The following is a 22,978-nucleotide window of genomic DNA, read 5'->3' as shown; positions in this document are numbered from 1 at the left end:
CCTTATAAACCTGAAGTCGTTAGCGCATTGCGTTGATATTGATTGAATGCATCCATCTCACTGGAGAGGGCAAGTAGCTTCGACAGTGAAATGAGATAGTTGAAACTGGCTGCGGCTTTTTGGGTTTGTACTTTGGCAACGTACAGCTGAGCATCGACCACATCCGTCGAAGTGGAAAGCCCTTGTGAGAAGGCTTTTTGGCGTAACTTTAAGTTTTCCTGAGCTAGTTCGATGCTCGATTCAAGGCCGAGAACTTCCTCTTGTGCCTGTTGCGCCTCGAGGTAGGTCTTTTTCACCAGCACAGATAAGTCTTGTTTCGCTTGAGATTTGAGATAGCGAACTTGGTTGACGGCGCTGTTGGCCGCTTTAACCTGCTCGCTGCGTCCGGTTTTCTCGATAAGTGGGATATTAACCCCAACGCCAACCAGCCAATCGGGCTTCATCTGGCTTGCGAGCGAATCATCGCTGTGTAAGCTGTAGTCACCGTATAGATAGACTTCTGGGTAGTACTTGCCTTGCTCAGCTTTGATCAAGCTGGTGGCTTGCTTCTCTTTGGCATCGAGCAGCGAAAGACCTGGATAGGTTGCCAGAGTCTGGTCAACGAACAGTTGCTGATCCGGTAAGTTGGTATTGATGAAAAGGCTATCCGATGGTTCAACAGCGCTCTGTTGATTGAGGATTTGAGTCAGCGCAGTTTGCGCGATTTCGAGACTCTTCTCGGCTTTTTTGCGTTCAATGATCGCGTTGTCTAGTGCCGATTGCGCCTGGAGACGTTCGACGCGTGCGATTTGACCTTGCTGCTCGAGTTTCAGCGCATTGTCCCTGTGTTGGCGAAGTCCTTGTTCAACCAGCTGTCGGGTTGCCACCACATCTTGTGCCAGCAGCACCGAAAAGTAGTATTTACTCAGATCTTCAAAGCGCGCTTGAGTTTCCATCGCCAGCTCACTTTGCGCTTGCTGTTTTTTTCCTTCTGCGGCTGACTGCGCCGCATTGATGCGCCCGCCGGTAAAAATGGGCCAGACAGCGCGTATTGAAGAGCTAAAAATGTCGCGTTCGCTGATAGTAGAGGTGACATCGCCCAAGTTGGCGATCAAGGCATTGAATGTTGGGCCCAAATTGGGCAGTGTTTGCCCTGTGCTTTCGAACAGTTGTTTGCCTGTCACGGTTACATCGCGATCAAGTCGGGTGTAATTAGCGCCAAGAGTGACGCTGGGAAGGTTTAGATTGTCGGTGGCATTTTCCAGATGTTGGTATCGCTCGACATTCGAACGCTGAGCCGCCAGAGAATGGTTTTCTTGTTGCAGCAACTGCCAGGCTTGTTCAAAGCTGATGGCAGCAGAATGCGAAACGGGCGCATAGATACTTAGGCATGCGAGCAGCGTTGTGATTCGACGCGATGACATAGTGGCACTCTAATTGATTACAATAGCAAAGTTAGAGTATATACTCTAAATCTGTTGTGGGCAATTCAACCAACACCATGTTACGCGATCAAAAAAGGGGAACATAACGTTCCCCTTGTCGATGTTATCGCAGATTACTGCACCGCTTTATTCGGTGACGGTTTTAGCTTTTGAAACAGTTTGACCAACACAGGGCTAAACAGTACTAGCGCAGCCAAAATAGTAAATGTCATGGTAATCGGGCGCTCCCACAAGAAGCTCAACTCGCCATCACTGATCATTAGGGCGCGGCGTAAGTTTTCTTCCATTAAACCACCAAGAATAAAGCCGAGTAAAAGCGGGGCAAGAGGGAAGTTTGCTAGTCTGAGCGCAATCGCTGCCATCGCGATCAACAACATGATAAACACATCCATGGTGTTGAAGGAAACTAAGTACACCCCGGTAATCGAGAAGAACAGAATCATCGGCAGCAACACAGTTCTCGGTACCGCCAGAAGTTTTGAGATGTAAGGGATCAGTGGCAAGTTAAGGATAACCAGTACGATGTTGCCAAAGTACATAGAGATAATCACCGACCAGAATACATCTGGGTGCTCAACGAACAGGCGCGGGCCTGGTTGAATGCCATACGCGATCAATGCACCGAGCATGATGGCTGTGGTACCTGAACCTGGGATACCCAGCGTAAGCAGTGGTACAAAAGACCCACTTGACGCTGCGTTGTTAGCAGACTCAGGCGCCACCAAGCCGCGGATGCTGCCTTTACCGAATTGTTCTTTTTTATCCTTAGGCGCGATATTGCGCTCCATGCCGTAGCTTAGGAAAGCCGCGATCGTTGCACCTGCACCCGGAAGAACACCGGTAAAGAAGCCAAGAATGGATGAACGAATTGACACTGGTGCCACTTCTTTGATCTCTTCTTTGGTCACCTTCATACTGCCGATATTGCTCATTTTGTCTTGCTCTTCGGCGCTGGTGTCTTTCTCTGGCTTGAGAATGCCCATCAGCGTTTCGCCAAGGGCAAACGTCGCCATGGCCAGCAATAGGAAGCTAAAGCCATCCATCAAATCGGTCAGACCGAAAGTGAAGCGCTCAACACCGACGCCTTTATCGATGCCGACGGTTGAAAGCATCAAGCCAAGAATGGTCATCATCCATGCTTTGATTACTTGCCCTTTACCAGCAAAGGCGGCGACGGCAGACAGACCCAATAGCATCAGCGCGAAATAGTCAGAAGACTGGAAGCTTAGTGAGACACTGGCTAGTGCAGGCGCTGCAACAAGTAACATGATGGCCGACAATGTACCACCAGTGAACGACGAGTAGGCCGCCAAAGCCAGTGCTTTACCCGCTTGGCCTTTTTGCGCCATTGGGTAGCCGTCAAACGCAGTGACGACTGTCGAAGAACAGCCCGGCGCATTGATAAGAATGGACGATGTAGAACCGCCAAATACCGCGCCGTAGTAAACGCCAGCCATCAAGATTAGGCCCGATGAAGGGTCGAGTCCGTAGGTGATAGGGATCATCAGCGCGATCGCTGAGATAGGGCCCAAACCCGGCAACATGCCAATAAATGTACCGACAAAACAACCAACGATCACCATCATGATGTTCATCGGCATGACTGCGGTGGATAGGCCTTGTAAGATTCCATCTAACATAATGTCATTTCCTTAATTTACGACCACAGGGTGAAAATAACACCAGGCTCTAAGTAGATATCTAGGCCTTGGGTAAGTAGCAGGTAGAAAGCGAGCACGAACGGAAAAGAAGCGCCAAGCAGCACTTTTTTACGTCGTTCACCCAACAGATAAAAGCCGGCCAATAAGAATAAACTGGTGGCAAGCACGAACCCAATGTAGGTCAGTCCAACACCGTATAGCGCCATCAGTGATAAAAAACCAATCAGTAACTTCCAGTTGAAGCCCATCACGGCGCCACTTTTTACATCAGGTTGACCCATCACAAGAAGAAGTAAGGAGAGTCCTATCCCGATAAAAGTTAATATGGTGGGCAGGGTGCGAGCCGTAAACGGTTCGTATTCATCACCCGGGAACAGGGGGATTTGAGTCGTTTGATAGCCGTAGCAGAGGCAAACGATCAAAAATATCATCGCACCAACACGATCGCGGCACAGGAGGTTCTCTTTGCTGAGAAAGCTCCCTTTGTTGAAAGAGTTCGTTGGCAAGTCCGACATATCCAACTCCATTTAGGTAACAGGCAGGAAAAGAAAAAGCCGTACAAGAGCGTTAATGAGCATGTTTCACCAACAAATAGGCCATTTGCTGCTAGTCAAAAAGCCTAACTGCTTACGAATAAACAGAGGAGATTGTATGGAACTCATGTACGGCGAAAAGGGGATGAGGGTGTACTCGCCACCCTCTAAGTAGTTCAGCTTTTTATTTTAGGAAACCCAGCTCGCGCATCAGATCGCCCATCTGCTTCTCTTGATCTTCAAGGAATGCATAGAAATCTTTATCCGCTTTGTAGTTATCGATCCAACCATTGCGGTCACGAACTACTTGCCACTCGTCAGTGTTGTACATCTTAGTGAGCGCAGCGTTCCACTCGTCGATTTTTGCTTGGCTTGCGCCAGGGGCTGCGAAGAAACCACGCCAGTTAGCAAATACGGTTTCGTTACCGTATTCAGTCAGAGTTGGAATGTCTGGCGCTGCATCGAGGCGTTTAGGTGCTGTTACAGCAAGGATCTTAACTTGACCAGATTTCGACATCTCTAGCACTTCGCCCAAACCTGTCGAAAGAAGCTGGGTTTCACCAGAGAGCAGCGCTGCCATGGCTTTGCCGCCTGCATCGTAAGCGATGTAACGAACTTTCTTCGCATCAAAACCTTCGCCTTTAAATGCTGCCGCAACGACTAGGTGGTCCATGCTGCCGCGAGCAGAGCCGCCAGCGATTTTTACTTTACGTGGGTTAGATTCGAACTCTTTAACGACGTCTTCCCAAGTATTGTAACCCGAGTCTACCGAGGTCACGATAGCGCCGTAGTCTGCGATAGTCGCGGCAACAGGCGTCAGGTCACGGAATGATTGCGGGAAAATACCTGTCAGTGAACGAACCACGATAGGGGTCGAGTTAACCATCAGAGTATCTTCTTGACGCTCAGCGGTTTCGATGAGGTGGGCAATCGCTTTACCGCCGCCGCCGCCAGATAGGTTTTGGAATGAGACATTTTCTACGATATCAGATTTGACCAGCACATCACCGGTGCCACGTGCCGTCATATCCCAACCACCGCCAGCGCCGCCAGGGATTAAAAAGTGGATTTTCTCTACATCTGCTGCAAAAGCGTTGAATGAAAAAGACGCAGCGATGATGGATGCCGCCAGTGTGGGTTTGAATACCTTAAACATGATTCACGTTCCTTATGTTTATACCTACTCTTCATTGAGAGCGGGCTTATCGTTATCGATGATCTAGTCGCAAGGAAGGGTGTCTTGCGGATAGATGTGCTTAAGGTTAATGACGTGTTAAATCTTTGTCTGTAATGCGTTGATAAAAACAATATTGAGTATTTTGGTGGTTTTGTTCATAAAGTTCACAGGGGGAGTTGGGGCAAGAAAATAAACAAGCCGCACTAAGTACGGCTTGAAAAAAGCATCAAATCATCGCTATTAGTGACGATCTTGGTCAAAGTCACCGTGGAAGTGATCGTGATCAGACACGCTGTCTGCGGCTTTAAGCTTTTCACCAATTCGCAGTTTGGAGGTTGGTTCAATGCTGAAGCTGCGCAGTGTTGCAGCTTGAGGCTGCTCTGGTGGGAATACTGGCTGGCTAAACGCGTAGAAGGTGGTGACGTAAGCCAGTGACTGAGTATTTACATACAGCGCCTTTTGGCTGATGTTGTTCAGGTCATCACACGCTTGGTGGTAGCACTTGTCGTAGGCCACATCGATGTCGCCGCCAAACTGCTCAACTTCTTGGGCGGTTTTGGTTTTTTCCGCACCTGTGAATAGGCCACCGAATGCGACGCCCCAATCAGCAAATCCAGCATAGTCAGAGCGTTTCGATAGCGCTTGTGGGACCGTCGATTCCGACTTGCTAGCAAAGAACTGATTGAAGACGGATTCGATATGAGAGGTGCCGTATGGCGGGGTAAAATCACCCGTGTAGGCGTTGTCTGGGCTGTCTTTGGTATCAGACAAATCACCATCCATAACGCCGAAGATGTAGTTAGGCGAGCCAATCATGTCGAAATTGAGGTAAAGCTTCACTTTGTTAAGCTGGTAGTAGCGAGCCTCGACCAAATCGAGTTGTTCCGCTGTCAACTGACTCGGGTCTTCAATACCAAGCTCTTGCATGATCTCTTGCTGCGCTTGAGCGCGAAGTGAGCCAAACAAATCGTTGGTGTAGTACTCAGAGCCGACCAAGCCTGCCTCTTCGGCTGCCCACCAGGCAAAACGAACCTTGTTTTTTACCGGAGCATTGAGGTTAGCGAGGGTAACCGCATACTCGAGCAATCCAGCAGTGCCAGAACCATTGTCGTTAATGCCGGGGCCTTCGGGTACCGAATCCAAATGGGCACCAAGCATAACAACTTGGTCTGGGTTGCCTCCTTTGGTTTCCGCGATAACATTCTGTGTGACCACGTTTTCATCTTCAACATTGATATTGAGTACCACCGGTACTTCGCTATTCTGGCTCAGTTCAAACCACTGTTTACCCAGTTCAAAACGCGCGCCAAACGCAGGAATGGTGGCTTGGCTATCGCTGCCTAATGTACCGTTAACGACCGAGGTACGTCCCTCAGCATTACCTTGGTTGAAGACAATTACCCCTTTCGCTCCAGCGTTTTGAGCGTTCACTACCTTGTCGTTAAAACTACAGCCTCCGCGTTGAATAACCGCGATTTTGCCGCTGACTGCCTTGCCGTCAAAGTCAGTGGCTTCACAGCCATCCGTGCTGTCGTAATCCGGGGCATCAAAACGAAAATCAGGGGTTACGAATACCGCTGGAGCGGCGAGTGTGCCGTTTGAGCTGCCCGAATAGGACATAGCGGCAAAATCCGCTTCTTGCCCTTCTTTTGCACTGCGCACCCCGACCAATTCGTTGCCATTGACGTTAAGTGTGGTGCCTGCCAGTTCTTCCCAAGCGCGGAAATCAAACTCTTGTGTCGACACTTGATAACCGTGTTCACGCATGGTGTCGATGATGTAGTCGACCGAGTATTGATAGCCATCACTACCAGCGGCTCGAGTGACTGAGCTGCCATCGGTTGTTTTTGATGCGCGAGCTTCTAGCTCAACTAGGTGGCTCACTAGTTCTTCGCGATCAATATGTTTACTGACGTGTTTTGCTGCTTTTTCCGCATCATCCCAATAACACCCAGAGAGCAGGGTGGTGCTGATAACGGTGGCGAGCATTGTTTTAGTTGTTGTGATGCTTACTTGCATTTGTGACTCCTTGTTTTCATAAGCGGTCACATATTTGCTGAAAAATGCAGTTAATAAAATGTTAAATTGAGTGGCGCTGGTTGAATATGAATCCAGATCAAGCTCAAACCATTTGTTTTATTTATCAATTACATATCGTTAGACAGATCATCACGAAATCAACAGAAATCGCCATTTGTCTGTGGCGGGCATAACGATTGTCTCAAAGCACCCACTGATACAACTCACAGAATAACAGTAAAGCGTTATACCTTAGTCTTAATTGTCGACAATTATCTTGATTGTCGACAATGATATGGTCTATTTTAACTTTAACAGTAAAGATTGTAGACAGTCCGCTTGGCGGCAACGAGTAAATTAGAATGAACACAGAACTAAAAACTCAGCATAGAGAGGTTCAGCCAGAGCGAGAACACACTAAGTCGGCCACCTTAACCGAGTCGCTAGTGGAGGCCATTGTTAGCGGAGAAATTGCACCCGGTAGCAAGATCTCTGAACCAGAGCTGGCGAAGCGCTATCAGGTAAGCCGCGGGCCTTTGCGTGAAGCAATCATGCGAGTGGAAGGGCTTGGATTGATTGAGCGTATTCCCCACGTTGGCGCACGAGTGATCACCTTCTCTCCAGAAAAACTGGTTGAGCTGTATGCGGTGCGCGAGGCACTAGAGGGGATGGCGGCGCGGTTAGCTGCAAGACATATCACCCCAGAAGAGCTGGTTGGTTTAGAAGCGGTATTGTCGACACATTCCCACCATATCGATGAAGTGGAAGGCGCATCCTATTTTCACCAGCACGGCGATTTTGATTTCCACTACCGCATTATTCTGGCGAGTCGCAACAGTAAGCTAATTGCTTTGCTGTGCGATGAGCTCTATCACCTGCTACGCATGTACCGCTATCAATCGCCAAGAGCGCAGTCTCGCCCGGTTGAAGCACTCGAAGAACATAAATTTATCTTACAAGCGATCCGAAATCGCGACGAAGAGTTAGCTGAAATGCTGATGCGTCGCCATATCTCGGGCAGTCGCGCACTGATTGCACAACAGATCCTAAAGGACTAGAGGAAAGAGTCATGAGCTTATCTCAAGGGGCAAAATTTAGACTTGCTGTCGAACAAAACCACCCGCTGCAAATTGTTGGCACGGTTAATCCATACTGCGCCATGATGGCCAAAAATGTCGGCCATCAAGCGATTTATCTATCTGGAGGCGGAATTGCCAATGCGTCATACGGTTTACCCGATTTGGGCATCACCACATTGAACGATGTGTTAGTCGATGTCGAGCGCATCACCAACGCCTGTGACTTACCACTGCTGGTTGACATCGACACCGGTTTTGGCGGTGCTTTCAACATTGCGCGCACCATTAAAGCAATGGAAAAAGCCGGCGCTGGAGCGGTGCATATGGAAGACCAGGTGGCGCAAAAACGTTGTGGTCATCGCCCCAACAAAGCGATTGTCAGTCAACAAGAGATGGTTGATCGGGTCAAAGCCGCCGTCGATGCCCGCAATGATGAAAGTTTCGTCATTATGGCTCGTACCGACGCTTTGGCAGTGGAAGGCATCGATAGCGCGATTGAACGTGCCATTGCCTGTGTCGAGGCCGGCGCAGATATGATCTTCCCAGAAGCCATGACCCAGCTCGAGCAATACGTTCAGTTCTCTGAGTCATTGCAGCAAGCCACAGGAAAACACGTGCCTATCTTGGCCAATATTACCGAATTTGGTCAAACGCCACTGTATGGTTGCGATGAGCTTGCCAAGTCGAAAGTCGACATGGTGCTCTACCCACTGAGTGCATTCCGAGCGATGAACAAAGCGGCGGAGAATGTGTACCAGCATCTACTCGAGGTGGGTAATCAGGAAGCGCTGATCGACAAGATGCAAACTCGCAAAGACCTATACGCGCATCTGAAATATCACGACTACGAAGACAAGCTTGATCAGCTGTTCTCGGAAGGAAAATAGACACAAAAAGCCCAAGAAAACCTATCTTAACTAATTCAATAACGTGAAAACGTTCGATTAACAAACGCTCCATTAAGAGAGCAATATCGAACAGAAAAGGAGTTCAAAATGTCTCTAGCATCAAACAAGAGTGGAGAATTAGGTGGCGCAGGTTTGCGTGGCCAGAGTGCTGGTAGCACCGCGCTGTGTACTGTCGGAAAAACCGGGACTGGATTAACGTACCGCGGCTACGACATTACCGATTTAGCCAATAACGCTCAATTCGAAGAAGTCGCGCATCTGCTGCTGCGTGGTCATCTACCTAATCAGCAAGAGTTAGACGAGTACAAAACGCGTTTAATCAGTCTGCGCGGTCTTCCCGCAGAGCTTAAGCAGGCGTTAGAGCTTATCCCAGCCTCGGCTCACCCAATGGATGTGATGCGTACGGGATGTTCAGTACTAGGTAATTTAGAGCAAGAGCAAGACTTTTCTCAGCAGTTAGACGCCACCGAGCGCATGCTGGCACTATTTCCCGCGATCATTTGCTACTGGTATCGCTATAGCCATGATGGTGTGCGCATCGATACCGAAGATCAATCGCAAACTTGCATTGGCGGTTACTTCCTTAAAATGCTCACCGACAAAGATCCAACCGAGATGCACAAACAAGTGATGCACTGCTCGTTGATTCTTTACGCTGAGCATGAGTTTAACGCTTCTACTTTTGCGGCGCGCGTGTGTGCATCGACCTTGTCTGATCTGCACTCGTGTATTACTGCTGCGATTGGCACGCTGCGCGGTCCGCTGCATGGTGGTGCTAACGAAGCCGCGATGGAAATGATCGAGAACTGGCAAACCCCGGATGAAGCAGAAGCGAATATCATGCAGATGCTGGCCAACAAAGACAAAATCATGGGCTTTGGGCATGCGATTTACCGCGAAAGCGACCCGCGCAATGCCTTGATTAAGCAGTGGTCGCAGCAGTTATCACAAGCGGTGGGTGATACCCATCTTTACGCTGTTTCTGAGCGTGTTGAAGCGGTCATGAAACGTGAAAAAGGCTTGTTCTGTAATGCCGATTTCTTCCATGCCTCGGCGTATCATTTTATGGATATTCCAACCAAATTGTTCACGCCTATTTTTGTGATGAGCCGTTTGACGGGCTGGGCTGCGCATGTCTTTGAGCAGCGTGCCAATAACCGCATCATTCGTCCAAGCGCCGACTACACTGGCCCAGATCACCAACAATGGGTACCAATTGAAGACAGGTAACACCCAATAACGCTCCCCCGAGATAACTGGGGGAGCCAATTACCAAGCTATTACCTGAATGGAAGCTGCTATGACTGTGAATACCCTATACCGAAAATCGCTTCCGGGAACGCATCTTGACTATTTTGATGCCCGAGAAGCGGTCAATACCTTATCACCAGGCGCGTATGAGAAGCTGCCGTACACCTCACGCGTGCTGGCGGAGCAACTGGTGCGCCGCTGCGAACCAGAGATGCTTACTCAAAGTTTGTTGCAAATCATCGAACGCAAACGAGATCATGATTTTCCTTGGTACCCTGCACGCGTGGTGTGTCATGACATTCTTGGCCAAACCGCTTTGGTTGATCTGGCCGGATTGCGCGATGCGATTGCTGAGCAAGGCGGAGACCCTGCTAAAGTGAACCCTGTGGTCGAAACTCAGTTGATCGTCGATCACTCTCTCGCTGTTGAGCATGCGGGATTTGAGCCCGATGCGTTTGAAAAAAACCGCGCGATTGAAGACCGTCGCAATGAAGACCGTTTTCACTTTATCGAATGGTGTAAAACTGCGTTTGAAAACGTCAATGTGATTCCAGCGGGCAATGGCATCATGCATCAAATCAATCTAGAAAAAATGTCGCCCGTGATCCAAGCCAAGCAGGGCATTGCTTACCCAGACACCTGTGTCGGCACAGATAGCCACACGCCCCATGTGGATGCGCTCGGTGTGATTGCTATTGGTGTAGGCGGTTTGGAAGCTGAGACAGTCATGCTTGGCAGGCCATCGATGATGCGCTTGCCTGATATCGTTGGCGTTAAACTTACTGGTAAGCGCCAGCCGGGGATTACAGCCACAGACATCGTTTTGGCGATCACTGAGTTTCTGCGCAGCGAGCGAGTGGTCTCTGCTTATCTGGAATTTTTTGGCGACGGAGCTAAAGATCTGACCATCGGCGATCGAGCCACTATCTCCAATATGACCCCAGAATACGGGGCGACGGCAGGGATGTTTTATATTGATGAGCAGACCATCAATTACCTCAAGCTTACCGGGCGTGACGATGAACAGGTGGCGCTTGTCGAGCAATATGCCAAGCACACTGGTCTGTGGGCCGACGACTTGGCTGAGGCTGAGTATGAGCGTGTCCTTGAGTTTGACCTTTCCACCGTCACGCGCAATATGGCCGGACCATCCAATCCACATCGCCGCTTACCGACATCTGAGTTAGCGCAGCGCGGCATCGCGACACACGGTGGCGCCCAGCAGCAAGGCGGTTTGCCGGATGGCGCGGTGATCATTGCGGCCATCACCTCTTGTACCAATACCAGTAACCCTCGCAATGTGGTGGCTGCGGGATTGCTAGCCAAGAAGGCGAACGAGTTGGGCTTAATTCGTAAACCTTGGGTGAAGTCCTCGTTCGCACCTGGCTCAAAAGTGGCCAAACTCTATCTACAAGAGTCGGGATTGCTGCCTGAGCTTGAAAAACTCGGCTTTGGTATTGTTGCTTATGCCTGCACCACCTGTAACGGAATGAGCGGCGCGTTAGACCCAGTGATTCAGCAAGAAATCATTGAACGCGACTTGTATACAACCGCAGTGTTATCCGGCAACCGAAACTTTGATGGTCGGATTCATCCATACGCGAAGCAAGCCTTTCTCGCATCACCGCCTTTGGTGGTGGCTTACGCCTTGGCAGGCACGATCCGCTTTGATATTGAGCGCGACGCGCTAGGCACTGACAACAATGGTAATCCTATTTACCTCAATGATTTATGGCCAAGCGACGAAGAAATCGATGCTGTCGTAGGCAAGCACGTGAAACCTGAGCAGTTTAACCAGGTTTATATCCAAATGTTCAAACTGGATGAAGGCGCACGCAATAGCAACCCTCTTTACGATTGGCGACCTAAGAGTACCTATATTCGCCGTCCACCATACTGGGAAGGCGCATTAGCCGGTGAGCGAAGCTTGGCTGGAATGAGGCCGCTGGCAATACTTGGTGACAATATCACCACCGATCACCTCTCTCCCTCAAATGCGATTTTAGCCAGCAGTGCCGCTGGGGAATACTTGGCGTCGATGGATGTGCCAGAGGAGGACTTTAACTCCTATGCCACTCACCGAGGCGATCACTTAACCGCGCAGCGCGCCACATTCGCCAACCCCAAACTGTTCAATGAGATGGTGAAAGAAAATGGTCAAGTGGTGCAAGGCTCTTTGGCCCGCATCGAGCCAGAAGGCAAAGTGACACGGATGTGGGAAGCGATTGAAACCTATATGAATCGTAAACAGCCTTTGATCATCGTCGCAGGTGCAGACTACGGACAAGGGTCATCGCGTGACTGGGCAGCGAAAGGTGTTCGTCTTGCCGGGGTTGAGGCGATTGTTGCCGAGGGATTTGAGCGTATTCATCGCACCAACTTGGTGGGGATGGGGGTATTGCCGTTGCAATTCAAATCCGGCACCACACGCAACACCCTCGAGCTCGATGGAAGCGAACTTTACGATGTGGTGGGCGATGTGACGCCGGGAGCAGATCTTGCTTTAGTGGTGACTCGTGCCAGTGGTGAGAAGTTCGATGTGCCTGTGACTTGTCGTCTGGATACAGAGGACGAAGTTAACGTCTATAACGCAGGCGGTGTTTTGCAGCGCTTTGCACAAGACTTTTTGGCGCAGTAGGAGGCAGTATGACAGCAAGTCAACTCAAGATTCCTGCCACCTATATGCGTGGTGGCACCAGTAAAGGGGTGTTTTTTAACCTCGCAGATTTACCAGAGCCTGCCCAGCAGCCTGGAGAAGCGCGCGACCAGTTACTGATGCGAGTCATTGGCAGTCCTGATGCCTACGGCAAGCAAATTGACGGCATGGGCGGGGCAACATCGAGTACCAGTAAAACCGTGATTGTCTCGAAAAGCTCGCAAGCAGACCATGATGTCGACTACCTGTTTGGTCAAGTGTCGATAGATAAGCCGTTTGTTGATTGGAGCGGAAACTGCGGCAACTTGTCGGCTGCCGTTGGACCATTTGCGATACATGCAGGCTTAATTGATGCTGAGCGGCTTCCGCAAAATGGCGTGGTTTCGGTTCGTGTTTGGCAAGCCAATATCCGCAAAACGATTGTCGTTCACGTCCCGATTCGTAACGGGCAAGTGCAAGAAACTGGCGACTTAGAACTCGATGGGGTGACGTTTCCCGCCGCCGAGATCCAAGTCGACTTTATGCAGCCCAGTGATGGCGTGATGTTCCCAACTGGCCATCTCATCGACCAGTTGCAGGTAGAGGGTGTGGGCAGTTTTGAAGCCACTATGATTAATGCAGGGATCCCCACCATCTTTATTGATGCTGAATCGCTAAGATACCAAGGCACTGAGCTGCAAGAAGCGATCAACAACGATGAGCAGGCGCTTGAAACGTTCGAGAAAATTCGTGCCTACGGCGCTATGAAAATGGGGCTCATCGATAGTCTAGATCAAGCGCAAAGTCGCCAACATACGCCAAAAGTGGCGTTTGTCGCTGGGGCTAAATCTTATCTCGCTTCAAGTGGTAAAGCGGTTGACGCGACAGAGGTCGATCTGTTGGTCCGAGCCTTGTCGATGGGTAAGCTTCACCACGCGATGATGGGCACTGCTGCGGTGGCAATCGCGGCTGCTGCTTGCGTTCCTGGAACGTTAGTCAATCGAGCTGCGGGTGGCGGCGAGCGAAAATCGGTCACCTTTGGCCATCCATCTGGCACACTAAAAGTGGGCGCCGCAGCAAGCTGTGATGAGCAGGGCTGGCAAGTAGAAAAAGCCGTTATGAGCCGCAGTGCTCGTATCTTAATGGAGGGATTTGTGCGTGTACCCTCTGATGTCTTTGTGAATTAGAAACTGACTCTAATTGCAAGTTCAAGACATACTGGAGGAAGCAATATGTCTGCATACGAAAAAGAATACCAATGGGCAACCAATGATCCACAAGGCTTTTGGGCCGCTCAAGCAACAAAGATTGATTGGTTCAAAGCACCTGAAACCATTCTCGCAAAAGACAGCCAGGGTATTGAACGTTGGTTTCCCGATGGTTTGCTCAATACCTCTTGGCTCGCTCTCGATTATCACTGCGAACAAGGACGTGGTGAACAAACCGCGCTGATTTACGACTCACCGGTGACCGGCTCTGAACAAAGCTACACCTATTTTGAGTTACGTGACCAAGTCGCTAAAATCGCTGGCATGCTGGCCGAGCAAGGGGTAGAAAAGGGGGATCGTGTGGTTATTTATATGCCGATGATCCCCGAAGCGGCGATGGCGATGCTAGCTTGTGCCCGTTTAGGCGCTATCCACTCAGTGGTGTTTGGCGGTTTTGCAGCCAACGAGCTGGCGGTGCGATTGGAAGATGCGGAGCCTAAGTTAGTGATGACGGCTTCGTGCGGCATTGAAGTCAATAAAGTGATTCCCTACAAGCCTCTGGTAGATAAGGCGATTATGGACAGCCGCTGGAAGCCAGAGCGAGTGATGGTTCTGCAGCGCCCACAATGTGAGGCAGAGTTGCAACAGCCCCGCGACTTAGATTGGGCGAGCGCTTATGAGCGTGCTTTACCTCATGCCTGCGTTCCTGTTTTAGCGACTGATCCGTTGTATATTCTGTACACTTCGGGTACCACTGGTAAACCTAAAGGGGTTGTGCGCGACAATGGTGGCCACGCGGTCGCGATGAAATACTCAATGACCTCAATCTATAACATTCCACAAGATGGCGTATTTTGGGCTGCCTCGGATGTGGGCTGGGTAGTGGGGCACTCCTACATTGTTTATGCGCCGCTCATCCATGGCTGCACCACGATCTTGTTTGAAGGCAAGCCGGTGCGTACTCCAGATCCCGGCGCATTTTGGCGTGTATGCGAACAGCACCAAGTTGATGTGCTCTTCTCGGCACCGACCGCGTTTCGAGCGATCAAAAAGGAAGACCCAAACGGTGAACACTTACAGCGATATGACCTGTCGAAGCTGAAAACGATCTTTATGGCCGGTGAGCGTCTCGATCCTCCCACGCTTGAATGGGTCAAAGAAAAAGCGCAAAAACCTGTCATAGACCACTGGTGGCAAACCGAGACCGGCTGGGCGATTGCAGGCAATCCAACTGGGATTGAGTTAATGCCTGTCAAAGCCGGTTCGGCGACTAAGCCGATACCAGGCTATCAAGTTGAGATACTTAACGAGCTCGGTGAGCCCGTCGCCGCCAACCAGCAAGGCTTTGTGGCGCTGAAACGTCCGCTTCCGCCAAGCTGCTTGCCGACGGTGTGGCGTAACCATGATCGTTTTGAGTCGGGTTACTTGAGTCAATTCCCTGGATACTATGTCTCCGGTGATGGTGGTTACCTTGATGAAGAGGGCTACCTGTTTATCATGGGCCGGATTGATGATGTGATCAACGTCGCGGGTCATCGTCTCTCCACCGGTGAAATGGAAGAAATTGTCGGTGGACACCCAGCGATTGCCGAATGTGCGGTGGTTGGCGTTCACGATGAGCTGAAAGGCCAGTTGCCGCTCGGTTTTGTGGTGCTCAAAGATGGGGTAAAAGTGGATGATGCCGCGTTAGAGGGTGAGCTAGTGGGTAAAGTTCGTGATCAAATTGGCGCTGTAGCTTGCTTCAAGCACGCTTTGGTTGTTGAGCGATTACCTAAGACTCGCTCCGGTAAAATCTTGCGTCGCACCATTCGCCAGATTGCCGACGGTGAGCAATACACGGTTCCGTCCACGATTGATGACCCAACCAGTCTTGAAGAAATTGAAAAAGCGCTCAACTCGTGATTTTCAATCGTACTTTGAGCAAAGCCCCGAATGTTCGGGGCTTTTTTATTGCCAAATAGAGCCGAAAACGCCACACTGGTACTTTATTTGTAACGCAAAAATATTCATGCCAGCACTATCCATCCGCTCAGCAACAGCCAATGACCTCGAGCAGCTCAATCAGATGATGTTTGAGCTGCACCAAGAGCATCATCAGCGCTGTCCGGAGCATTTCAAAAGCGCAGAAGAGATTGAACAAGAGAAGAGCATTGCTCGCTACCTCGACAACCCAGACTGCTTGGTCTTAGTCGCAACTAAGGGTCAGATGGTTCTTGGTTTCGTTACTGGGCATTTTTGTGAGCTGGTCTCGTCGGTCAGTCAGCCTGTTCAGATGGGCAGTATCGACGAGCTCTATGTTTTGGTCAGTGAACGTCAAAACGGTATTGCATCCAAGCTCATCCGTGAATTAGAACAACGTTTTAACGATTACGGAGTAAAACAGATGTTTGTTGAGGTCTGGCACTTCAATCAGCAGGCTGTGCAGTTTTATCATCAGGCAGGGTTTGAGCACCACATTCATTGGCTGCGAAAAGCAATAACGAGCAACGAGATTGAATAGAATGAAATTAGCAAGTCAGTGGGTTAGAGCATGGCTAACGCTGGTCGCTCTGTTGATGTCGAGTCTCGTCAACGCAGAGCCGAGCGAGCCAGTGAAAGGTGCCGTTTGTGTGATTCGCTCAGGCGAACAAGTGGTGATGGTCAACGAGATCATCACCAAAAAACTTTCCCTGCCCGGTGGTGGCGTTGCCAAGGGCGAAGACCCTAAGCTTGCTGCGCAGCGAGAAGCGTGGGAAGAAACAGGTTTGGTGGTCAGTATCAAACAAGAGCTGGCTCGAATAGATAACGCAATCATTTACGATTGTGTCAGCGATTCTGACATCGTGGCGTATCAGTTTGATAACGATTTAGGCGGTAACGAGCTACCAATTTGGTTTGCGCCCCATTATGGCGTGGAGGTGGCTTCGGCGATGTTAGTCGACCCGAGCAACGTGCCTGCGTTTATGTACCGATTCCCGGATCAGTTAGCTTGGCTGGTCAGCATCATCGACACTGCCAGCGATCAACCGACCTTGTATGTCGACAATATGGTGGCCGCAGCACCCAAATGGCAACAATTTGAATTGCAGTGGTTGGTCGAGCTTCAACATGGTGTTATCAGGTTACCGGAACCAATCAGAGCTGGGGTGGAGTCTTTGTTTGGCATGGGTTTATTGCTGGCGCATCCTTTACTTGGCTTGGTGTTGTTTCCGATACTGTTTTGGCGATTAGGAGCGAAGTTTAGTTATCAAGTGGTTCTAGCAATCACTATCACTTCATTGTTAACTCTCATTGCCCAACAGGGATTTGCGCTGCCAAGACCACAGGCCTACCTGCCAGAAATAGCCCTGAGCAGTAGTTATGGATTTGGCCTGCCTAGCTTGCCTATCGCATTGTGGGCGTGTGTCGGAATTTTGCTACTCAACGCCTATCAGCGTTTAGCGCCAAATCGCTGGAGTGCAGCGTTTATCGGCGTTTTGCTATGGTTGATGGTTGCCCAGTTTTATGCGGGTGCTAGCTTTATCGTCGATGGGCTCAGTGGTGCGTTACTGGGTAGCTTGTGCGCTTGGCATTTGCTTCGCTTGCAGCTCAAACCTGATGTGGATATGGACAGCTTGATGCTCTCTAAATCGGTGTGGCTAATGTTATTGGCAGTGAGTGTCACGACAACACTGTTTTGGCCGATCCCCGTCTTTACTTATTGGTTGGCGGTGATTGTGACGATTTTAGGCGTTGTGGGTTGGTGGCGACAGCACACCACTATTACCACCAATACCATGCTACTTGGGGTAATAGCCTTGTTGGCTGCGTATCAAGTAATGTCTCTGCTGGCTGAGGGGCTGTCGAGTAGCGGAATCGTCAATCTAACCATCGAGACGTTACGTTATCCGTTGCTGATATTACTGTTTACCTTGTTGGTACAAAAAAGCGCCAAGACCAGTTAGCCTTGGCGCAGAGTTATTAGCTAGCGTTAAGAATAAACTGCTCAATGACCTTGGCGACGCCATCGTCGTTATTGCTCGCCGTAATGTGATCCGCAATCTGCTTGGTTTGCGGCATCGCGTTATCCATCGCCACGCCAAGGCCGGCATATTGCAGCATGTGATGATCGTTTTCTGCATCGCCAACACAAATAACCTCATCGGCGCGAATCCCCAAATATTCGGCAATTGCACCCACACCCACACCTTTATTGCTGTCTAGGTTAAGAAATTCAAGAAAGAACGGTGCACTTTGCACTATGGTGAAGGCCTGGTGGAACTCGTCTGGAATTTGGCCAATGCCAGCGGTGAGCTTTTCAGGCTCGCCCACAATCATTGCCTTGATGATAGGGTGATCGTCCGCCAATTGGTCAAACGCCATTTCTGTTACTGGAATCTGGTTTATGTTGGCTTCAACATCGGTGTGCGGGTTCATCTTGGGAGTAATCAATCCATGCTCTGTACTGAAAGCATGACAGTCTAATCCAAGTTCCTTAGCCAAATTTGCCACTTTTTTAGCCTTTGCACCATCAATAATGGCGGTGTGGATCAGTTTGTCGCTGCCTAACTCTTTAACCATAGAGCCATTAAAGTAGACAACGAACTCGTTATCGCCATCAATATTCAGCTCATCTAGTTTGGCTTGCATCCCATCGAGAGGGCGGCCTGAGGCAAGCACCACTTTCACCCCTTGTTGTCTCGCCGCATCTATTGCGCGTTTGGTGTTGTCGCTAATGGTTTTGTCACTGGTGAGCAGCGTACCATCCATATCAAGGGCAATGAGTTTATACATAACTTACCTAAAATAATTTGAATTGAAAATCAGCAAAAGAACCCAGAATAATGGCTGCGGATACAATGATCAATTTATGAATTAGTTGATCTTCTCAGACGACTCCTTTAAGGTCTCGTTCCTGCAAAAATTTGATGATGATTTAGGCTGAGACAAAGTTGTACAAGATTAACGAAATGTTTGAGACGATTCAGGGCGAGGGCGTGTTTACCGGCGTTCCTGCTGTGTTTGTGCGTCTGCAAGAATGCCCGGTTGGATGTGCTTGGTGCGATACCAAACAAACCTGGGAGGCATTGCCTGAAGATGAACGTTCCATCGGCGACATCTTAGTCAAAACCGCAGACTCGCCAACGTGGTGCAGCGTGTCGGCTCAGGATATCGTTAATCAATATCACCAGCAGAGTTACCGTGCCAAACACATTGTCATTACTGGCGGTGAACCTTGCATTTATGATTTGCGGCCGTTGACTGAAGCTTTTGAGTCGATTGGTTGTCAGTGTCAAATTGAAACCAGTGGTACGTCACCAGTATTAGCCACAGAAAATACGTGGGTGACAGTGTCACCAAAGGTGGCAATGAAAGGTAAGTTGCCTGTACTTGATAGTGCACTGTTGCGAGCCAACGAAATCAAACACCCTGTTGCGACTGAAAAAGACATTGATCAATTGGATGCATTAATTGAACGTGCCAAAGTGCCTGCAACCACCGTGATCGCTCTTCAGCCTATCAGCCAAAAAGCACGTGCCACTCAGTTATGTATTGATGTGTGTGTGGCGCGCAACTGGCGCTTGTCGGTTCAGACGCACAAATATCTCAGCATTGCTTAAAGGAAACAGACATGAAAACTGCGGTAGTGGTATTTAGTGGCGGCCAAGACTCAACCACTTGCCTGGTACAGGCACTCAAAGAGTATGACGAAGTCCACGCAATCACCTTTGATTATGGCCAACGCCACAAGCTAGAGATTGAGGTGGCGCAAAACTTGGCGAAAGAACTGGGTGTGACAGCGCACAAAGTGATGGACGTTAGCTTACTCAACGAGCTAGCCATCAGCTCACTCACTCGAGACGACATTCCCGTCTCACATCAGTTACAAGAAAATGGATTGCCCAACTCGTTTGTGCCAGGCCGTAACATCTTGTTTCTGACTTTGGCCGGCATTTATGCTTACCAGATTGGCGCACAATCCATCATTACTGGTGTGTGTGAAACCGACTTCTCTGGCTATCCAGATTGTCGTGATGAGTTCGTTAAAGCGATGAACAGTGCCTTAGTGAAAGGGATGGATCGCGAGCTGGCAATCGAAACCCCACTGATGTGGCTAAATAAAGCAGAAACTTGGGCGTTAGCCGACCAGTATCAGGCGCTTGATCTGGTTCGAGAGAAAACCCTGACTTGTTACAACGGTGTCGTCGGGGATGGCTGCGGAGATTGCCCGTCGTGCGATTTACGTCGCGCAGGCTTACAAGAGTATCTTGATAACAAAGACGCGATTATGGCTCAATTGGTCAGCAAACAAAGTGCTGACAAGCCTTCAAAATAGATCAAAAAAGCGTCCAAATTTGGACGCTTTTTACTCTCGAACTTAAGCTTACGCGAGGTACATCTTAGCAAGATCGGAAGGCTCCATCTCTTTGCCTTCAAGTTGGTCATTCCAGTTTGTTCCAACTAGTACGCCATCTTCAGCCAGTGTTAACAACCAATCTTCAACAAAGATATCTAACGGAATTTCCAATACTTCAAAGTCAGCCCACTCTTCAACGTTGTGCGCCTTGGCATCTGCTTCGGATGACCAAAACGGCATCACTTCGCTGTTTTCAAATTCAGTCGAATCACACGATAGCCAGCCTTCTTCATTACGCATACCCCAAACCAATTTGTTTTGCTGGGTCTCTGCAACGAAGAGTTCAAGGTTTGCTTGAATATCAGACGTTAATTTGCTCATTAGGTTGCTCTCTCAGATAGAATTGCCGCTAGGGTAGCATCCATCAGTATCAATCAACAATAAAAAAGGGAGCATTTGCTCCCTTTTAATCAGTTGTGTGTTTACTTTTCGATCTTAGTAAAGATGGTCCACTCTTCTTTAACATTGCCTTTGTGGCCAACGACACTGGCAACCACTTTACGGTTGCGCGCATGGCTGACTTCGTCGTCACCGTAGGCTTCCAATTGCGTGTCGCCAAAGCCAACAATGCGTACTCGGTCTGAGGCTACACCGTTTGCCAGCAGTGATGCTTCAACTGCTTTAGCACGTCTTTCGGACAGTGCTAAATTGTAATCAGCGCTACCGACTTTACTTGCATAACCTTGGAGTTCAATCGATGTTGATGGGTAACTTTCAAGGAAGCTTGCCATCTCACGAATTTGTGCCAAGAACGCCGGCTGAATCTCTGACGAGTCATTGGCGAACAAAATGTGCAGTTTTAACTCTTCTTCGGTCTTGATATAGGTACCACAACCGTCGTTATCGATTTCTGCTTTTAATGGCGTTTGAGGACAAAGGTCACGAGCATTGATTACGCCATCTCTATCTTCATCCAGTAAATCGTCGATTTGATTGGGTGTCGGTGTCTCGATGTACTCATACTCATCTTCTGCCAATGCCGGCGTTGCGATCAAGGTTGTTGTGATAAGTAGTGATAAAAGTGTCTTGTTCATATTAGTACTCTACTTCCTCATTCCACTCGGCAGGTGTGTCGACGCGCAGTGCAGCGAGTAAATTACCGGTCGCATTCATTACACGATACTTGGCGTATTGTTCGTCATACTTAGCATCAAGGTAGCCCTTACGTGCTTCAAAGAGTTCGTTCTCTGTGTTGAGTACATCGAGTAGGGTACGTTGACCAATGCGATATTGCTTTTCATACGCAATCACCGTCTCTGATGCCGAGTCTACGTGGTCAGCTAAGAACTCTTTTTGCTGTACTGTTAGGTCCAGCGCACTCCAAGACAATCTCAACCCTTCTTCAACACTGCGGAAGGTGCGATCACGGAAGTCTTTTGCTTTATTCAGTTGGTATGCTGCACTCTCAGTTCTGTCAGAATCTGAGCCACCATTGTAGAGGTTGTAACGCATCCGCAGCATAGCTGAGAACTCATCACTTTTACCTCTGATGCCACCGGCATCATCACGCCAAGTTTGATTTGCTTCAATTGAAAGCGTCGGATAATTTACCCCTTTACTCTGATCGTATTGGAAGCGTGCAGAGTCAACGTCTGCTTGAGCGACTTTAACAACGGGGTGTTCATCGAACGCTTGCTCTAGCGCGTCGTCAACGGTGAAAGGTATGGCGGTTTGGTCGGCGCGTGGGAAGGTGAGACCTTGAGGTGCCTGACCAACAATACGCTTAAATTGAGTGTGTACATCAAACAAGTTGTTTTGTGCTGCGAGCAAGTTGCCGTGGGCTTTTGCTAGACGCGCTTCTACCTGAGTCAAATCTGCGGTAGAGCCGATACCCGAATCGACACGCTTTTTGATGTCTCGATAGATGTCTTTGTGTACCGCCAAGTTACTCTCGGAGAGTGCCAGAACTTCATAAGCTTTGGTTGCATCAAGATAAATTTTGGTAACTTCTAAAGCGATGTCTTGAGCGTCAGACAATAGTTGATAACGAACTGACTCAGCATCAGCTGATGTGCGATCCATATCGTTTAGTGTCGCAGAGCCATCCCAAAGCAACTGTGTTAGAGACAGGGTCGCTTCCTTTCGAGTTAGCTCGTTTTTAGTTCCTGATGCAAGGTCGACATTTTCGTATCCGATACCAGCATCCAAATCAAGCTTGGGCATATAAGCACCAGACGATGCCTCGGCATCAAAAAACTTACTTTTAAACTCGTTGTAAGACGCTTTAATTTCTGGGTTAGTGGTGATCGTGTGAGCAACAGCTTGCTCTAATGTTTGACTGTGTGCTGGAAAGCTAAGTGCAACCGCGCAACTTAGTACTTTCAACTTATTCCAATTCACTCTGACTCTCCTCGAAGTGCTCGTAATTGAGGATATTACTCAACATAACTGTCTCATTTGTGAGATAAATCCATCATTGGCGCCAATAAAATAGCATTCATGGAACAGGATAACTAATTAAAATCAACAATATTAGGTTGCGGATATGTAAAAAATAGACTGGTAACACAGTTGTTAACTGCTTGTGGCCAAAAATACGCCATTGGGTAAAAGTGGCCAAAAAATTGAGATCTTTATTCAAGTTCTCATTGTTGAGAAATGCAACTTGTATCGCGTTTTTAGCGGCATTAATTCAAAAAACTAGTTTGGTAGAATTGTTAATAGTGCTAATTTATAGGGTATATGAATCTATAGGTTGCCAAATATT

The 22,978-nt window shown here is 49.0% G+C and carries 19 protein-coding genes; 10 read left to right on the top strand and 9 right to left on the bottom strand.

Going from position 1 to position 22,978, the window contains the following annotated elements; translation table 11 throughout:
- Positions 1–2: 2 nt before the first annotated feature.
- The 5 genes from MTO69_RS07275 to MTO69_RS07255 all read right to left on the bottom strand — a co-directional run bounded on the left by MTO69_RS07275 (position 3) and on the right by MTO69_RS07255 (position 6,814).
- Positions 3–1,403 carry a TolC family protein gene (locus tag MTO69_RS07275; protein ID WP_248327884.1) on the bottom strand — a complete coding sequence of 467 codons (1,401 nt, stop codon included), beginning with the start codon at positions 1,401–1,403 and terminating at the stop codon, positions 3–5.
- A gap of 134 nt (positions 1,404–1,537) precedes the next feature.
- Entirely contained in the window at positions 1,538–3,064 is a 1,527-nt protein-coding gene (locus MTO69_RS07270; protein WP_248327882.1) for a tripartite tricarboxylate transporter permease, read from the bottom strand.
- A gap of 17 nt (positions 3,065–3,081) precedes the next feature.
- On the bottom strand, positions 3,082–3,600 hold the full coding sequence (locus MTO69_RS07265) for a tripartite tricarboxylate transporter TctB family protein (RefSeq protein ID WP_248327881.1): 519 nt from the start codon (positions 3,598–3,600) through the stop codon (positions 3,082–3,084).
- Between the two features lie 202 nt (positions 3,601–3,802).
- Positions 3,803–4,774 carry a tripartite tricarboxylate transporter substrate binding protein gene (locus MTO69_RS07260; protein WP_248327879.1) on the bottom strand — a complete coding sequence of 324 codons (972 nt, stop codon included), beginning with the start codon at positions 4,772–4,774 and terminating at the stop codon, positions 3,803–3,805.
- Positions 4,775–5,035: 261 nt separating this feature from the next.
- Positions 5,036–6,814, bottom strand: a complete 1,779-nt coding sequence (locus tag MTO69_RS07255) for a M28 family metallopeptidase (RefSeq protein WP_248327877.1) — start codon at positions 6,812–6,814, stop codon at positions 5,036–5,038.
- Between the two features lie 362 nt (positions 6,815–7,176).
- Between MTO69_RS07255 and MTO69_RS07250 the strand changes: the two genes are divergently transcribed.
- From MTO69_RS07250 to MTO69_RS07215, 8 genes are all read left to right on the top strand, one after another.
- Positions 7,177–7,872: a GntR family transcriptional regulator gene (locus MTO69_RS07250; RefSeq protein WP_248327875.1), complete on the top strand. Its 696-nt coding sequence runs from the start codon at positions 7,177–7,179 to the stop codon at positions 7,870–7,872.
- 11 nt (positions 7,873–7,883) lie between these two features.
- On the top strand, positions 7,884–8,780 hold the full coding sequence (gene prpB, locus MTO69_RS07245; protein WP_248327873.1) for a methylisocitrate lyase: 897 nt from the start codon (positions 7,884–7,886) through the stop codon (positions 8,778–8,780).
- 108 nt (positions 8,781–8,888) lie between these two features.
- On the top strand, positions 8,889–10,031 hold the full coding sequence (prpC, locus tag MTO69_RS07240) for a bifunctional 2-methylcitrate synthase/citrate synthase (protein WP_248327871.1): 1,143 nt from the start codon (positions 8,889–8,891) through the stop codon (positions 10,029–10,031).
- Positions 10,032–10,101: 70 nt separating this feature from the next.
- Entirely contained in the window at positions 10,102–12,690 is a 2,589-nt protein-coding gene (gene acnD, locus MTO69_RS07235) for a Fe/S-dependent 2-methylisocitrate dehydratase AcnD (protein ID WP_248327869.1), read from the top strand.
- A gap of 8 nt (positions 12,691–12,698) precedes the next feature.
- On the top strand, positions 12,699–13,874 hold the full coding sequence (gene prpF / locus MTO69_RS07230; RefSeq protein ID WP_248327867.1) for a 2-methylaconitate cis-trans isomerase PrpF: 1,176 nt from the start codon (positions 12,699–12,701) through the stop codon (positions 13,872–13,874).
- Positions 13,875–13,919: 45 nt separating this feature from the next.
- A complete protein-coding gene (locus tag MTO69_RS07225; protein ID WP_248327865.1) occupies positions 13,920–15,797 on the top strand; it encodes a propionyl-CoA synthetase in 1,878 nt (625 codons plus the stop codon).
- Positions 15,798–15,903: 106 nt separating this feature from the next.
- A complete protein-coding gene (locus MTO69_RS07220) occupies positions 15,904–16,395 on the top strand; it encodes a GNAT family N-acetyltransferase (protein ID WP_248327863.1) in 492 nt (163 codons plus the stop codon).
- A 1-nt stretch (position 16,396) separates the two neighbouring features.
- A complete protein-coding gene (locus tag MTO69_RS07215; RefSeq protein WP_248327861.1) occupies positions 16,397–17,818 on the top strand; it encodes a bifunctional NUDIX hydrolase/phosphatase PAP2 family protein in 1,422 nt (473 codons plus the stop codon).
- A gap of 16 nt (positions 17,819–17,834) precedes the next feature.
- Here the strand turns inward: MTO69_RS07215 and MTO69_RS07210 are convergent, their stop codons facing one another.
- Entirely contained in the window at positions 17,835–18,647 is an 813-nt protein-coding gene (locus MTO69_RS07210; protein WP_248327859.1) for a Cof-type HAD-IIB family hydrolase, read from the bottom strand.
- Between the two features lie 158 nt (positions 18,648–18,805).
- On the opposite strand from MTO69_RS07210, the gene queE reads away from it, so the two are divergent.
- Both queE and queC read left to right on the top strand, forming a co-directional pair.
- Positions 18,806–19,474 carry a 7-carboxy-7-deazaguanine synthase QueE gene (queE, locus tag MTO69_RS07205; RefSeq protein ID WP_248327857.1) on the top strand — a complete coding sequence of 223 codons (669 nt, stop codon included), beginning with the start codon at positions 18,806–18,808 and terminating at the stop codon, positions 19,472–19,474.
- An 11-nt stretch (positions 19,475–19,485) separates the two neighbouring features.
- Positions 19,486–20,190: a 7-cyano-7-deazaguanine synthase QueC gene (queC, locus tag MTO69_RS07200; RefSeq protein WP_248327855.1), complete on the top strand. Its 705-nt coding sequence runs from the start codon at positions 19,486–19,488 to the stop codon at positions 20,188–20,190.
- A 48-nt stretch (positions 20,191–20,238) separates the two neighbouring features.
- Here the strand turns inward: queC and MTO69_RS07195 are convergent, their stop codons facing one another.
- The 3 genes from MTO69_RS07195 to MTO69_RS07185 all read right to left on the bottom strand — a co-directional run bounded on the left by MTO69_RS07195 (position 20,239) and on the right by MTO69_RS07185 (position 22,611).
- The gene (locus MTO69_RS07195) at positions 20,239–20,592 is read right to left on the bottom strand and encodes a DUF2750 domain-containing protein (RefSeq protein ID WP_248327853.1); all 354 of its coding nucleotides are present in this window, start codon (positions 20,590–20,592) and stop codon (positions 20,239–20,241) included.
- A 101-nt stretch (positions 20,593–20,693) separates the two neighbouring features.
- The gene (locus MTO69_RS07190) at positions 20,694–21,305 is read right to left on the bottom strand and encodes an OmpA family protein (RefSeq protein ID WP_248327851.1); all 612 of its coding nucleotides are present in this window, start codon (positions 21,303–21,305) and stop codon (positions 20,694–20,696) included.
- A gap of 1 nt (position 21,306) precedes the next feature.
- Positions 21,307–22,611, bottom strand: a complete 1,305-nt coding sequence (locus tag MTO69_RS07185) for a TolC family outer membrane protein (protein WP_248327849.1) — start codon at positions 22,609–22,611, stop codon at positions 21,307–21,309.
- Positions 22,612–22,978: the final 367 nt, after the last annotated feature.

The sequence above is a fragment of the Vibrio sinaloensis genome, assembly GCF_023195835.1.
GTDB classification, from domain to species: Bacteria; Pseudomonadota; Gammaproteobacteria; order Enterobacterales; family Vibrionaceae; genus Vibrio; species Vibrio sinaloensis_C.
Note: the sequence above shows the minus strand (reverse complement) of the source record. Positions and strands in the feature narration are given on the sequence as shown.

What these genes read in the sequence shown, in the direction of transcription:
- MTO69_RS07275 (WP_248327884.1), bottom strand. Translation starts at nt 1,403, where the DNA reads ATGTCATCGCGTCGAATCACAACGCTGCTCGCATGCCTAAGTATCTAT.
- MTO69_RS07270 (WP_248327882.1), bottom strand. Translation starts at nt 3,064, where the DNA reads ATGTTAGATGGAATCTTACAAGGCCTATCCACCGCAGTCATGCCGATG.
- MTO69_RS07265 (WP_248327881.1), bottom strand. Translation starts at nt 3,600, where the DNA reads ATGTCGGACTTGCCAACGAACTCTTTCAACAAAGGGAGCTTTCTCAGC.
- MTO69_RS07260 (WP_248327879.1), bottom strand. Translation starts at nt 4,774, where the DNA reads ATGTTTAAGGTATTCAAACCCACACTGGCGGCATCCATCATCGCTGCG.
- MTO69_RS07255 (WP_248327877.1), bottom strand. Translation starts at nt 6,814, where the DNA reads ATGCAAGTAAGCATCACAACAACTAAAACAATGCTCGCCACCGTTATC.
- MTO69_RS07250 (WP_248327875.1), top strand. Translation starts at nt 7,177, where the DNA reads ATGAACACAGAACTAAAAACTCAGCATAGAGAGGTTCAGCCAGAGCGA.
- prpB (WP_248327873.1), top strand. Translation starts at nt 7,884, where the DNA reads ATGAGCTTATCTCAAGGGGCAAAATTTAGACTTGCTGTCGAACAAAAC.
- prpC (WP_248327871.1), top strand. Translation starts at nt 8,889, where the DNA reads ATGTCTCTAGCATCAAACAAGAGTGGAGAATTAGGTGGCGCAGGTTTG.
- acnD (WP_248327869.1), top strand. Translation starts at nt 10,102, where the DNA reads ATGACTGTGAATACCCTATACCGAAAATCGCTTCCGGGAACGCATCTT.
- prpF (WP_248327867.1), top strand. Translation starts at nt 12,699, where the DNA reads ATGACAGCAAGTCAACTCAAGATTCCTGCCACCTATATGCGTGGTGGC.
- MTO69_RS07225 (WP_248327865.1), top strand. Translation starts at nt 13,920, where the DNA reads ATGTCTGCATACGAAAAAGAATACCAATGGGCAACCAATGATCCACAA.
- MTO69_RS07220 (WP_248327863.1), top strand. Translation starts at nt 15,904, where the DNA reads ATGCCAGCACTATCCATCCGCTCAGCAACAGCCAATGACCTCGAGCAG.
- MTO69_RS07215 (WP_248327861.1), top strand. Translation starts at nt 16,397, where the DNA reads ATGAAATTAGCAAGTCAGTGGGTTAGAGCATGGCTAACGCTGGTCGCT.
- MTO69_RS07210 (WP_248327859.1), bottom strand. Translation starts at nt 18,647, where the DNA reads ATGTATAAACTCATTGCCCTTGATATGGATGGTACGCTGCTCACCAGT.
- queC (WP_248327855.1), top strand. Translation starts at nt 19,486, where the DNA reads ATGAAAACTGCGGTAGTGGTATTTAGTGGCGGCCAAGACTCAACCACT.
- MTO69_RS07195 (WP_248327853.1), bottom strand. Translation starts at nt 20,592, where the DNA reads ATGAGCAAATTAACGTCTGATATTCAAGCAAACCTTGAACTCTTCGTT.
- MTO69_RS07190 (WP_248327851.1), bottom strand. Translation starts at nt 21,305, where the DNA reads ATGAACAAGACACTTTTATCACTACTTATCACAACAACCTTGATCGCA.